This is a genomic window from Williamsia serinedens, from assembly GCF_024171725.1.
Classification (GTDB): domain Bacteria; phylum Actinomycetota; class Actinomycetes; order Mycobacteriales; family Mycobacteriaceae; genus Williamsia_A; species Williamsia_A serinedens.
The window spans coordinates 457,742-470,570 of record NZ_JAMTCG010000003.1; the positions used below are offsets into that span (position 1 = coordinate 457,742).

Annotated in this window: 9 protein-coding genes and 1 tRNA gene; 6 read left to right on the plus strand and 4 right to left on the minus strand. The window is 70.4% G+C overall.

Annotated features, from left to right (window positions below; genetic code table 11):
• Positions 1-116: 116 nt before the first annotated feature.
• Genes LX12_RS09560 through LX12_RS09575 form a run of 4 tightly spaced genes read left to right on the plus strand, consistent with a single transcriptional unit; the run spans position 117 to position 4,682 of the window.
• Complete coding sequence (locus LX12_RS09560) at positions 117-1,826, plus strand: L-lactate permease (protein WP_253654293.1); 1,710 nt, start codon at positions 117-119, stop codon at positions 1,824-1,826.
• Positions 1,823-2,563: a (Fe-S)-binding protein gene (locus tag LX12_RS09565; protein ID WP_253654294.1), complete on the plus strand. Its 741-nt coding sequence runs from the start codon at positions 1,823-1,825 to the stop codon at positions 2,561-2,563. Before LX12_RS09560 ends, LX12_RS09565 begins: the two co-directional genes overlap by 4 nt.
• A complete protein-coding gene (locus LX12_RS09570) occupies positions 2,560-4,059 on the plus strand; it encodes a LutB/LldF family L-lactate oxidation iron-sulfur protein (protein ID WP_253654295.1) in 1,500 nt (499 codons plus the stop codon). Before LX12_RS09565 ends, LX12_RS09570 begins: the two co-directional genes overlap by 4 nt.
• Entirely contained in the window at positions 4,056-4,682 is a 627-nt protein-coding gene (locus LX12_RS09575) for a LutC/YkgG family protein (RefSeq protein WP_253654296.1), read from the plus strand. Before LX12_RS09570 ends, LX12_RS09575 begins: the two co-directional genes overlap by 4 nt.
• A 9-nt stretch (positions 4,683-4,691) precedes the next feature.
• Here the strand turns inward: LX12_RS09575 and LX12_RS09580 are convergent, their stop codons facing one another.
• The 3 genes from LX12_RS09580 to LX12_RS09590 all read right to left on the minus strand — a co-directional run bounded on the left by LX12_RS09580 (position 4,692) and on the right by LX12_RS09590 (position 7,799).
• Positions 4,692-6,365 carry a cellulase family glycosylhydrolase gene (locus tag LX12_RS09580; RefSeq protein ID WP_253654297.1) on the minus strand — a complete coding sequence of 558 codons (1,674 nt, stop codon included), beginning with the start codon at positions 6,363-6,365 and terminating at the stop codon, positions 4,692-4,694.
• Between the two features lie 95 nt (positions 6,366-6,460).
• Positions 6,461-6,536 (minus strand) — tRNA-Arg (locus tag LX12_RS09585).
• On the minus strand, positions 6,492-7,799 hold the full coding sequence (locus LX12_RS09590) for a YbfB/YjiJ family MFS transporter (protein WP_308213995.1): 1,308 nt from the start codon (positions 7,797-7,799) through the stop codon (positions 6,492-6,494). Before LX12_RS09590 ends, LX12_RS09585 begins: the two co-directional genes overlap by 45 nt.
• Between LX12_RS09590 and LX12_RS09595 the strand changes: the two genes are divergently transcribed.
• The gene (locus LX12_RS09595; protein WP_253654298.1) at positions 7,779-8,651 is read left to right on the plus strand and encodes a LysR family transcriptional regulator; all 873 of its coding nucleotides are present in this window, start codon (positions 7,779-7,781) and stop codon (positions 8,649-8,651) included. The two genes, LX12_RS09590 and LX12_RS09595, sit on opposite strands and share 21 nt — an antisense overlap.
• A gap of 162 nt (positions 8,652-8,813) precedes the next feature.
• Positions 8,814-10,988: a glutamine synthetase III family protein gene (locus tag LX12_RS09600; RefSeq protein WP_253654299.1), complete on the plus strand. Its 2,175-nt coding sequence runs from the start codon at positions 8,814-8,816 to the stop codon at positions 10,986-10,988.
• 47 nt (positions 10,989-11,035) lie between these two features.
• On the opposite strand, the gene LX12_RS22210 is transcribed toward LX12_RS09600, so the two are convergent.
• On the minus strand, positions 11,036-12,748 hold the full coding sequence (locus LX12_RS22210; protein WP_253654300.1) for an AMP-binding protein: 1,713 nt from the start codon (positions 12,746-12,748) through the stop codon (positions 11,036-11,038).
• Positions 12,749-12,829: the final 81 nt, after the last annotated feature.

Consider the following 12,829-nt stretch of genomic DNA (forward strand, 5'->3'; position numbering starts at 1 on the left):
TCGACCGACACCGCACCCGCACGACCATTGACATCGTGACGCGCGTCACTCTACCGTCGAATGGTCTGACCACAAGAGGTCTGACCAATACGGATCCGATTGTCGAAGGCAGGTCCATGTACATCCCCGACGTCACCCCCGTCGCCGACAGCGGGCTCGCATCCGCTGCGGTGGCGGCACTCCCGTTGCTCACCGTCTTCGTGACCCTCGGAGTCCTGCGGTGGCGAGCGCACCTCGCCGGCCTGGCGGGGGTGGTCGTCGCGATCGTGGTGGCGATCGCCGTCTACGGAATGCCCGCGCACCTCGCGCTGCTCTCGGGCACCGAGGGCTTCGTGTTCGGGCTCTTCCCCATCATCTGGATCGTCCTGAACGCGATCTGGCTGTACGAGATCACCGTCGCGAGCGGCCGTTTCGACGATCTGCGACGCGTCATCGACAACGTCTCGGACGACGCGCGGATCCAGGCCATCATCATCGCGTTCTGCTTCGGCGGGCTGATGGAGGCGCTGGCCGGATTCGGCGCCCCGGTCGCCATCACCGGTGTGATGCTGATGGCTGTCGGGTTCACCGCGATGCGGGCGGCCGCGATCGTGCTGCTCGCGAACACCGCGCCGGTCGCCTTCGGGGCGATCGCGACGCCGATCCTGACCGCCGGCAAGCTCACCGGCATCGACTACCGCGACATCGGCGCCTACGTCGGCCACCAGACCCCGCTCCTCGCCGTCATGGTCCCCGCGTTCCTCGTGCTCATCGCCGACGGCCGTCGCGGACTGCGCGACGTGTGGCCGGTCGCGCTCGTCGTCGGCATCACCTTCGCCGTCACACAATGGGTGTCGGCGACCTTCATCTCGGTGGAACTCACCGACATCATCGCCTCACTGGTCTCCCTCGCCGGCGCCGTCGGGATGCTGCGTGTCTGGCGGCCGGCCGGTTCCGCCGAGGCGTCACGGCGCCTCGGCACCGAACGCACACGGGAGCTGCAGTCGGTCTCGGCGTCCGCCGGCGATGGTCCCGACCTGCCACCGCGGGACGACGCGGCCCGGATCGGGGGCAGCTCCGATGGCGACGTGGAACCGATCGGAGCACGTCGCGCGATGGGTGCGCTGGCACCGTATCTGCTGATCGTTGTCGCGTTCGGGATCACCAGGCTGATCGGCCCGGTGAAGGACTTCCTCACCGGCACCGACATCCTCGTCCGGTGGCCCGGACTCGACGGGCAGATCGCATCGTCGTCCGGGAAGGTCTCCACGGCGACGCAGTACGTCTTCGGTTGGCTGTCGTCGCCGGGCTCCACGTTGTTGGTCTGCGGAGTCCTCGTCGCGGGCCTCGCGGGGATGTCCCCGCGGCGCGCCGCGTCGATCTGGGTCGCGACCGTCGTGAAGATGCGCTGGTCGATCCTCACGGTCGCCTTGGTGTTGGCGCTCGCGTACGTCATGAACCTGTCGGGCCAGACCATCACCATCGGTGTCTGGATCGCCGGTGCGGGAACGGCGTTCGCGTTCTTCTCCCCCGTCCTCGGGTGGCTGGGCACCGCGGTGACCGGTTCCGACACCAGCGCCAACGCCCTGTTCGCGACGCTGCAGCAGGCCGCCGCGCAGAAGGCGGGACTCGACCCGACGCTGCTGGTCTCGGCCAACACCTCCGGCGGCGTGGTCGGCAAGATGATCAGCCCGCAGAACCTGACCATCGCAGCGACGGCCGTCGGACTCGTCGGCCGCGAGTCGGAGATCCTCCGACGTGTCATCTGGTGGAGCGTCGGCCTGCTCGTCGCGCTCTGCGTGCTCGTCGGCCTGCAGTCCACGGTGCTGTCCTGGATGCTGCCGTGAGGGTCGCGCTGTTCGCCACGTGCTTCAACGACACCATGTGGCCCGAGACCCCGAAGGCGACCGTCCGCCTGCTGGAGAGGCTCGGACTCGACGTCGAGTTCCCACGCGCGCAGACCTGCTGCGGACAGATGTTCACCAACACCGGGTACGCCGACGAGGCCGTCCCGGGGGTCCGCCGCTTCGTCGACGTCTTCGCCGACTACGACGCGGTGGTGGCGCCGTCCGGCTCCTGCGTGGGATCCGTCCGGCACCAACACGCGACACTGGCCGCCCGCGCGGGCGACAGCGGGCTCGAGTCGGCCGTTCGCGAGCTCACCGCACGCGTGCACGAGCTCAGCGAGTTCCTCGTCGACGTGCTCGGCGTGACCGATGTCGGCGCCTACTTCCCCCACCGGGTGACGTACCACCCGACGTGTCACTCGCTGCGGATGCTCCGTGTCGCGGACAAGCCGTTGCGTCTGTTGCGCGCCGTGCGGGGCATCGACCTCGTCGACCTCCCCGCCGCGGACCAGTGCTGCGGGTTCGGCGGGACGTTCGCGGTGAAGAACGCCGACACATCCGTCGCGATGGGTGCCGACAAGACCACCGCCGTCCGGTCCACGCGTGCCGAGGTGCTCGTCGCCGGCGACAACTCGTGCCTCGCCCACATCGGCGGGATGCTGCATCGCCAACGCAGCGGGGTGCGCACGATGCACCTCGCCGAGATCCTCGCCTCGACCGAGAAGGAGCCGGCATGACCGCCCCAGATCAGACCCGCCCGCCGTCCACTCGTCCGCGGATCGGCGTCACCGACACGTTCATGGGCATGCCGTCGTTCCCGGAGGCGGCCCGCGACGCGCTCGGACAGACGACACAACGCCGCAACCTCGCCCACGCGACGAAGACCATCCGCGAGAAGCGTGCGGCTGTCGTCGCCGAACTCGACGACTGGGAGGACCTACGGCGGGCCGCCGAGGCCATCAAGAAGCGCGCTCTGATCGACCTCGACGTCCTGCTCGAGCAGTTCGAGCGCACCGCCACCGCGGCCGGCGCGACCGTGCACTGGGCGCGGGACGCCGAGGAGGCCAACAGGATCGTGGTCGACCTGGTGCGCGCCACCGGCAGCTCGGAGGTGGTGAAGGTGAAATCCATGGCCACCCAGGAGATCGAGCTGAACGAGGCGCTCGAGGCCGCCGGGATCGACGCCTGGGAGACCGATCTCGCCGAGCTCATCGTGCAGCTCGGCGACGACCTGCCCAGCCACATCCTGGTGCCCGCGATCCACCGCAACCGCAGCGAGGTCCGAGACATCTTCGCGGCCCGGATGGGTGACGTGGGACGGCCCGCGCCCGACGACCTCACCGACGACCCGCGGCGGTTGGCCGAGGCGGCTCGACTGCACCTGCGGGAGAAGTTCCTGCGCGCGAAGGTCGGGATCAGCGGTGCGAACTTCGCCGTCGCCGACACCGGGAGCCTCGTCGTCGTCGAGTCCGAGGGCAACGGGCGGATGTGCCTGACCCTGCCGGAGACGCTCATCTCGGTGGTGGGGATCGAGAAGATCCTGCCGACCTTCGCCGATCTCGAGGTGTTCCTGCAGGTGTTGCCGCGCTCGAGCACAGGGGAACGCGAGAACCCGTACACCTCGATCTGGACCGGTGTGACGCCCGGCGACGGACCACAGGATGTCCACATCGTTCTGCTCGACAACCACCGCACCGACGTCCTCGCCGATGACGTCGGCCGGGATGCGTTGCGCTGCATCCGATGTTCGGCCTGTTTGAACGTCTGCCCGGTCTACGAGCGCACCGGGGGCCACGCCTACGGGTCGGTCTACCCCGGTCCGATCGGCGCCATCCTCACACCCCAGCTGCGCGGGACGTCGTCGGCGGTGGACAAGTCCCTGCCGTTCGCCTCGAGCCTCTGCGGCGCCTGCTTCGACGTCTGCCCGGTCCGCATCGACATCCCCTCGATCCTGGTGCACCTGCGAACACGGGTGGTCGACGAGAAGCGCGGCCCGGTGCCGACACCCGAGGCGCTCGGGATGCGCACGGCGGCATGGATGTTCGCCGATCACCGCCGCCTCGAGCGCGCACAGAGACTCGCCGCACGCGTGGGTCGCCTGTTCCGTCGCAAGGGTCACATCGGCGCCTTGCCCGGACCACTGTCGCCGTGGAGCGGTGCCCGCGACACCCCGGCTCCTCCTGCGGAGAGCTTCCGTGACTGGTGGGACCGCGAGCACGGAGACAACCGATGAGCGCCCGCGACGACATCCTGCGCCGCGTCCGTTCGGCGGTGAGCGATGTCGACCGCAGCACGCTGCCGATGATCGAGCACGTCTACGGCCGCGAGGTGTCGACGGGGTCGCTCGATCGCGTCGACCGCTTCTGCGAACGCGTGGACGACTATCGCGCGACCGTCGTCCGGTGCGCCCGCGAGGACGTCGGGCGCAGCGTCCGCGACGCGCTGACCGACCTCTCGGGTCCGATCGTCGTGGACGACGTCCTCGTCCCACGTCTCGGCACCGATGATCGCTGGACGACCGACACCGACGCGGGCCCCGCCGCACTCGACGACGTCGATGCGGTGGTGACCACGGCCGCAGTCGGCGTGGCCAACACCGGCACCATCGTGCTGGACCACGGTGCGGGTCAGGGACGACGCGCGACCACGCTCGTCCCCGACCGTCACGTCTGCATCGTCGACGTCGACCAGATCGTCGGGGATGTGCCCGAGGCGGTGGCGCGTCTGATCGAGACCGGTTCGGCCCGGCGACCTCTCACCTGGATCAGCGGCCCCAGCGCGACGAGCGACATCGAGCTCGACAGGGTGGAGGGTGTCCACGGCCCGCGGACCCTCGTGGTGGTCGTCGCCGGCTGACGGTCACGGTCATCCCGAGGGCTGCGTGGACACCTCGGGCCGCGGCCCACCTGCGGACGGCGTCGATATCCCGGTGACTGCCGACGGGGTGCTGGTCGTCGGGGGGACTGTCGTGACGGTGGTCGTCGGGATGGCGGTCGACCCCGTCGTGAGCGACGTCGGAGCCTCCGAGGCCGGACGCGTCGAGGTCGGGACCGTCGTGCTCGTCGCCGAGGTCGTGGTCGTGGGTGCTGTCGCCGGACGCTCCACCGCTGCCCGCCCGGTCGTCGAAGCGGCCGCCGGCTGCGGCGGCGGGGTCACCGACGAGGTGGTGGACGCAGCGCCGGAGGTGGGCGTCGTCTGGTTGGGCGCGACGGCGGCGGACCGGGCGCTCACCGTCGTGGGAGCGGCGGCACGCGGGACGAACACGGCCGTGATCGCCTCGACGATGGCGCGCACGGTGTTCTGCACGGCCGCGGTGACGGTCGCGGCGATCTGCGAGAAGAACCGCTGGATCGCCTGGGTCACGACGGCGAGCAGGTTCGGGCCGGGCGCGTACTGCGGATGTGCGGCGATGAAGTCGGCGACCACCTGCGCGGCGGGCTTGGGTGTGCCGTCGGCGCGGTAGAGGCCGAAGGAGTCCTCGAGCGAGCCGGTGTACTGCGGCTTGTCCTGCATCGTGTATATGAACATCGGACCCGCGAACGACTGCGCGCTCCACGCCGCGATGAAGTCCTTGATGTAAGCCGCCTGGTGCTCCTCGGTGACGGCCTGGTCGGCCGGTGCGATGGGCGCGATGGTCGCCAGTCCGTACTCGGTGGCCCAGATCAGTTTTCCGCCATCGCCTTTCGCGACCATCAGGGCCCGCATGGCGTTGACCTCGTTCAGCGGCGACCCGGTGAGGTCGAGGCCCTGCGAGTACGGCGTCGTGAACTGGTACGGGTGGAAGGCGATCGCGTCGAAGTACCCGTGCGCGCCCGCGTCGTACATCTGCTGCAGGAACGTCGGCGAGTCGATCGACTCCCCCGGGCGCGTCGGCACCGCGCCCAGGATGCCGCCGATCACGGTGACCGACGGATCTGCTGCCTTGATCTTCGCGTAGGCGTCCTTGAGGAGTTCGGTGTACCGCGCGGCGTCGGGCGTGGGTGTGAAGGCGATCGCGCCGTTCGGCTCGTTCCACACCTCGTAGGCCGCGATCTTCCCGGCGAAGCGCTGTGCGACCAGGCCGGCGAAGTCGCCGAACACCGCCGGGTCGGCGGGCGGGCTGGTCACCGGGGTGTCACCCGGGCGCACCGCCCAGTAGGGCGAGTGGGTGACCGTCGCCAGGATGCCCATCCCGCGCTTGTCCGCCGCCGCCACCACGCGATCGATGTTGTCCCACTTGTAGACTCCCTCGTCGGGCTCCACGTCGTACCACGGGATCAGGACGCGGACGTTCCGGACGCCGAGCGCCGCCATGCGGTCGAGGGAGGCGTCGATCTCGGCCTGGGACTTGAAGTAGAGATCGCTGTCGGCGATGCCGAGCGTGTCGGCCTGCTCGAGGATGTCGGCGACCGTCATCACCGGCGCCCAGATCACCGGACGCTCCGCGGGACGCCCGCCCGGCATCAGCGCCTGACCGGCCGCGGCAGCGAGGAGGACGAACGCCGCCGCGGCCACCAGCCTGCGGGCGAGCGGACGAGATACCCGGGCAGTGCGCGTCATTCGGTCTCCGAGTGCCTGTCGCGGACCCAGCTCCGCGAATCAGACAATCAGTACACCATCGGGGCGACAGTCCGCTCGGCGACCACCGGCGGCTCTGGTGCCCTCGGCAGGATTCGAACCTGCGACCTACCCTTTAGGAGAGGGTTGCTCTATCCCCTGAGCTACGAAGGCTGGCGTCCGGGAGTCTACGGCAGGCGAGGTCTCCGACGGTCCCGACGGCATGGTCCGGGCGACACCGAACGCCGCCACCGCAGCCATCACGAGGACGCCCGCTGCAGCCGCGAACGCGACCACGTACGAGGAGCCGATGACCGGTGCGACCACGAGCGGACCGAGCATCTGACCCACCCCGTAGACCGCGGTGAGGATCGCGGCCGTCCGCGCCACGGGCAGCGCCGAACCGACGGCCATCGTCACGGCCACGACCCCGAGGAACGTCGACCCGAACATCGCTGCGGCGACCACCGCGACCACCGGACTCGACGACAGCGCCGGCAGCACGGCGCCGACGGCCTGGACCGCCAATGCGATCACCAACACACGATGCGCACCGAACCGTCGGGCGCATCGCGACCACAGCGCGACCGACGGCGCTGCGGCCACACCGACGACCACCCAGACCAGCGGACCCACCTCGCCCGCCGACGATCCCGCACTCACCGCGGCGACGAGGAACGTGCCGATGACGATGTAGCCCACCCCCTCGAGGAAGTAGGACATGAGCAGGAACCGCCACGTCAGACGGTGCGCGGCAGAACGATCGCGGTGAGCGGGCACCGTGGCGGCCTCCGGCTCGACGTCGACGACGAGCATGGGCACCAGGAACACGGCGGTCAGGGCGGCGGACACCAGCCACAGGTGCTGCCAGTCCAACAAGTCACCGATCGCCGCGACGACGGCGCCGCTCAGCGCGATGCCGATGCCCACACCGGAGAAGGTCACGGCCGTCGACGCCCCGTGGCGCCGCGCCGCCGTCACCGTGCTGATGCACCCGACGAAGACCACCGCGCTGGCGACGCCCGCCATGAAGCGGAGACCGGAGAACGCGGCCACGCCGGACACGACCGCCATCAGGGCCTCGGACACGATGAGCAGCACCGCCCACGCCCGCAGGTGCAGCGTGGTGTTCACCCTGGGCCGCACAACGAGTGCGGCAGCGCCCACCAGATAGCCCGCGTAGTTCGCCGTGGCGACCAGAGCGCCGCCGGACGAGGTGAGGGCGTGATCGGACTCCATCACCGGCAGCAGCGGCGTGAACGCGAAGCGGCCCACCCCCATCGCGGCGACCAGGCCGCCCGCGCCCGCCCATGCGATTCGCTGACGTGTCCCGAGGATGCTGCTCACCCGGGCAACGCTAGGTCGCTGCCCGACGGAACGGAAATACCTTCTGAGCATCGGGTATAACCTCGACGCATGGATCCCGAGGTGCGGCATCTCCGCGCGGTCGTGGCCCTGGCCGACGCGGGCACGTTCACCGCCGCGGCGACGGCGCTGGGCGTGAGCCAGCCCGCGCTGACCCGCACCGTGCAGCAACTCGAGCGGATGGTGGGGCGCGACCTCGTCGTCCGTACGTCGCGGTCGTCCGGACTGACCGACGCCGGGGTCGAGTTCGTGGAGCAGGCCCGCCGGATACTGGCCGACCTCGACGCCCTCACCGCGCGGATGCGGTCCGCGACGGACGTCACCGTGGGTTTCGCGTGGTTGCTCCCCCACTGGTTCACCGACGCCGCGCGCACGTCGGAGTCCGACGGCGGCGCCGTCACGGTGCGACGACTCGACGACCCGCTCGCCGCGGTGGTGACCGGCGAGGTCGACGTCGCGATCAGTCGCGTTGCGCCCGACCCCGCCGCCGGCCTCGCCACCCGGGTGCTCGCGACGGAGCAGCGGGTGGTCGCCCTGTGCGCGACCTCGGACCTGGTGTCGCGCGCCGACCTCACCTGGGGCGACCTCGCCGGCGAACCAGTCATCGTGAACACCGCGTCGGGTACGACGCGACCGGACTCGTGGACGGACCCCGACCCCGATCGGGTCGTCGTGCGGTGCAACAACTTCGACGAGTGGATCGAGCTCACCGCGGCGGGCCGTGGCGTGAGCGCGGTGCCCGAGCTCATCTGGTCGCGGGTGGCGCACCCGGGTGTGGTCTTCCGCCGGATCCCCGGCGTCCCGCCGTCCACGGTCCTCGCGGCCTGGCGGCCGTCGGGCGGTGCCGTCGCGGCGGTCCAGCGGTTCGTGACGACGCTCGCGGACGCGGCCGCTGCGCATGACAGTGACGCGCGCCTGTCGTAGGCTCCGTAGCACCCCTAACGGCTCCGCTCCGGCCACCGGCCGTGTTTCCTGGGCGTCACATGACGGAAACGCCACGGCGATCTGTCAGCCCTACCGTCGCCTGAGGTTTCGACACGAGCATCGGCGCCTCGCGGCGCGCGATCGGACATCAGGGGTGAGCAGATGAGTGGCAGCATTTCCCGCCGTGAGGCGATCAAGGCGGTAACCGCCCACAGCACGCCGGAGTGCGCCACGGCGGAGGCGCCGCTCGCGGATCTGTTCGGCGTCAACGTGTTCGGCAAGAGCGTCATGAAGGCGCGTCTGCCGAAGAACGTCTACAAGAAGGTCGCGGCCACCATCGACGAGGGACTCCCCCTCGACCCGGCCCTCGCCGACGTCATCGCCACCGCCATGAAGGACTGGGCCATCGAGAAGGGCGCCTCGCACTACGCGCACGTGTTCTACCCGCTCACCGGCTTCACCGCGGAGAAGCACGACTCCTTCCTCGAGCCCGACGACGCCGGTGCGTCGCTGGCGGAGTTCCAGGGCAAGACGCTGCTGCAGGGCGAGCCCGACGCGTCGAGCTTCCCCAACGGTGGCCTGCGCGGGACGTTCGAGGCGCGCGGCTACACCGGCTGGGACGTCACGAGCCCGGCCTACATCCTGGAGAACCCCAACGGGAACACCCTGTGCATCCCGACGGTGTTCATCTCCTGGACCGGTGAGGCCCTGGACAAGAAGACACCGCTGCTGCGCAGCCAGCAGGCGATGAGCAAGCAGGCGATGCGCCTGCTGTCACTGTTCGGCCACGCCGACGTCGACACCGTGGTGTCCTACGCGGGCGCCGAGCAGGAGTACTTCCTCATCGACGAGCACTTCTACTACGCCCGTCCGGATCTCATGACGTGCAACCGCACGCTGTTCGGTGCGAAGCCGTCGAAGGGCCAGGAGTTCGACGACCACTACTTCGGCGCGATCCCGGATCGCGTGCTGGCGTTCATGATCGAGCTCGACCGCGAGCTGTTCAAGCAGGGCATCCCGTCGAAGACGCGCCACAACGAGGTCGCCCCGGGCCAGTTCGAGATCGCGCCCGTCTTCGAGCGGTCGGTACTCGCCCACGACCACCAGCAGCTCATGATGACGACGATGAAGAAGGTCGCCGAGCGCCACGGCATGACCTGCCTGCTGCACGAGAAGCCCTTCGCCGGCGTGAACGGCTCGGGCAAGCACGTCAACTTCTCGCTGGGCAACGGCAATCAGGGCAACCTGCTCAACCCCGGGGACACCCCGCACGAGAACATGCAGTTCCTGACGTTCTGCGGCGCCATCATCCGCGGCGTCCACAAGTACGGCGGGCTGCTGCGCGCCGCGGTCGCGTCGGCGTCGAACGACCACCGCCTCGGCGCGAACGAGGCTCCGCCGGCGATCATCTCGATCTTTCTCGGCGAGCAGCTGATGGACGTCTTCGACCAGATCGCCAAGGGCGGGGCCACGGACTCGAAGCAGGCCGGCGTCATCGAGCTCGGCGTCGACACACTCCCCCCGATGAAGGCCGACCCGGGCGATCGCAACCGGACCAGCCCGTTCGCGTTCACCGGCAACCGGTTCGAGTACCGGGCGCCGGGGTCGAACCAGTCGATCTCGGACCCGATGGTCGCGATCAACACGATCCTCGCCGACTCCCTGGACTACATCGCCACCGAGTTGGAGGCGAGTTTCGCCGGCGGACTCGAACTCGCCGACGCCGTCCAGAAGGTGTTGCAGCAGATCATCACCGACCACGGCGCGGTCATCTTCAACGGTGACGGGTACGCCGACGCGTGGCAGGAGGAGGCGGCCGCACGTGGCCTGAAGAACCTCCGCACCACGGTCGAGGCCGTCCCGTTCATGGCCGAGAAGGAGAACGAGGAGCTGTTCGAGAAGTACGGCGTGCTCAGCGCTCGCGAGCTCGAGGCCCGCAAGGACGTGATCCTCGAGCAGTACTCGCTGACGATCCTCGTCGAGGCCAAGGAGAGCGTGGAGATCGCCAAGACGATGATCCTGCCGGCGGCACTGCGCTACCAGGGCGAGTTGGCCTCGGTGGCGGCGAATCTCACCACCGCCGGTCTCGACGCGACGAACCCGCTGCTGTCCGAGCTCACCGAGCAGATCGGCGCCCTGTCGGCGGCGCTTGCCACCCTGGAGAAGGGTGTCGAGGGCTTCCACGGTGAGTCGGAGAGCGAGGAGGCGAGCTACGCGCTGGAGACGCTGATCCCGGCGATGGCGTCGGTACGCGAGGCTGTCGACGCCCTGGAGAGCATCGTCGCCGACGACCTGTGGCCGCTGCCCACCTACAACGAGATGCTGACGATCCTCTAGTCACACATCACGATCGTCGACCGCCCGGTCCGGGGCGGGACCCGCCTCTAGAGCGTGGGCCCGCTGCGCGCCGGGCGGTTCTCGTCGGTGTGCACGACGTCGTCACGCAGGGCCGCGTCGCGCTCCGAGACCCCGACGGCGGCGACGACACGACGCAGGACGTCGACGTCCTCGGACACCGACCGTCCCCGCGCCGCGACCGACCCGACGCGCACCATCCGCTCGCCCGGCCGGAAGGGGTTGGCCACGAAGTGGTCCGCGGTCGCGGCGGCATCGCGGGGCCAGCCCAGGGCGAGCTGCGCGCCGCCGACGTAGAGGTCACCCGACGCGCCCGGCGGGACCAGGCGGAGGTGCTCGTCGAGGACATACGCCTCGACGTTCCATCCCGGTCGTTCGTCACCGGCCACGCGGAACGCGGCGCCACCGGCCTCGATGACGCTGCCCGTGCCGGCGGTCGGGCGGTCGATGCCGTGGCCCACCGTGGTGTGCGCGGTCGCCCCGATCACCAACGGCCACAGCACATCACACAGGTCGCGCAAGCGGTGGGCGTCGGCGGGGACCAGCACCTGCTGGACACCCGGCGTCCGCGAGGCCTCCCAGTCGTCGATCGTCCACTGCAGGCGGTTGGCGAGCGCGGCATGGGAGTGCGCCAGGGCGGCGAGGTCGTCGCCGACGCCGCTGACCGTGACCTCGGCGGTCGCCATCAGATGACACGGACGCGCACCGTCCTCGGCCGAGATGGGCTCGTCGGGGTGGTGGTCGAGCTCGTCGTCGTCGAGCGCGACGACCTCCACCCACGGCGGGACGACCGCGGCGGCGGGGCTGTCGGTGACGACGCGTGTGGCGCGCGCCTCGGCGATCCGGACGATGGTCTCCGGCGCTCCCGCGCGCGTCGACAACATGAGCACGGCGCCGCCGGCCCGCAACACCGCGACCGCGGCGACCATGGCCGCCGGTGCCGACTCGCAGAGGACACCGACGACCGACCCCGCCCCGACGCCGGAGGCGAGGAGGGCACGGGCGATGCGGTTGGCGAAGCAGTCGATGTCGCCGTGGGTGACGACGCCGTCGCGGGTGACGATCGCGGCGCGGTCGGGGTCGCGCGTGAGACCCATCTCGACGAGGTCGACCAGCGTGGTGGGCGCGAGCAGTTCGGCGCTGTCGTTCCACTCGTCGAGCAGGACGTGCTCGTCCTCGGTCACGATCTGCAGGCTCCCGACGGCCACTCGGCCCGCCCGGGCGAACCGTTCGACGAACTCGGCGAAGCGACGCCGATGCGCGTCGGAGACGGACACACCGGGCGCGGTGACGATCTCGAGGGTCAGACACCCGCCGTCGGCGAGCCGGCACCAGACGACGACGGGGATCCCGGCGAGGACGGTGGTCGCGTCGGTGGGCTCGCCCGCCGCCACGACGACGTCGCGCGGCGCGACACCGGGATCGGGATCGGGATCGACCGGGCTGTCGACGCACGCCCCGACCCGCACGACGAGCCCGGAGGCGCTGTGACGGGCACCGACCGGCAGGTCGACCGGGGCGATCCGCGAGCCGCCGGACACGGCGACACCCACACGCGGGGTGGCGTTCTCGGGACCGGGCCCGCGGTAGGCGACGAGCGCCGCGGCGACAACGGTCTCCGCGCCGATGTGGTGGTCGGTGGCGAGTGCGCGCACCGCGGCGGAGCCGGCGGCGGACAGGACGGTCACCGAGGGCACGGCGGTGCGGACGCCGGGGGGCGTGAGGTCGTCGGGGATAGGCACGCTGTGTCTCCTCCGGCTCGGCGAGTTGCCTCGTCAGTCGCGCGACGACCCCTCCCCGTTACATGCAACGGGCATCGCGAC

Coding starts and splice junctions, on each gene's coding strand:
- LX12_RS09570 (WP_253654295.1), top strand. CDS start 2,560: ATGACCGCCCCAGATCAGACCCGCCCGCCGTCCACTCGTCCGCGGATC.
- LX12_RS09600 (WP_253654299.1), top strand. CDS start 8,814: ATGAGTGGCAGCATTTCCCGCCGTGAGGCGATCAAGGCGGTAACCGCC.
- LX12_RS09590 (WP_308213995.1), bottom strand. CDS start 7,799: ATGCCGCACCTCGGGATCCATGCGTCGAGGTTATACCCGATGCTCAGA.
- LX12_RS09560 (WP_253654293.1), top strand. CDS start 117: ATGTACATCCCCGACGTCACCCCCGTCGCCGACAGCGGGCTCGCATCC.
- LX12_RS09575 (WP_253654296.1), top strand. CDS start 4,056: ATGAGCGCCCGCGACGACATCCTGCGCCGCGTCCGTTCGGCGGTGAGC.
- LX12_RS09580 (WP_253654297.1), bottom strand. CDS start 6,365: ATGACGCGCACTGCCCGGGTATCTCGTCCGCTCGCCCGCAGGCTGGTG.
- LX12_RS09595 (WP_253654298.1), top strand. CDS start 7,779: ATGGATCCCGAGGTGCGGCATCTCCGCGCGGTCGTGGCCCTGGCCGAC.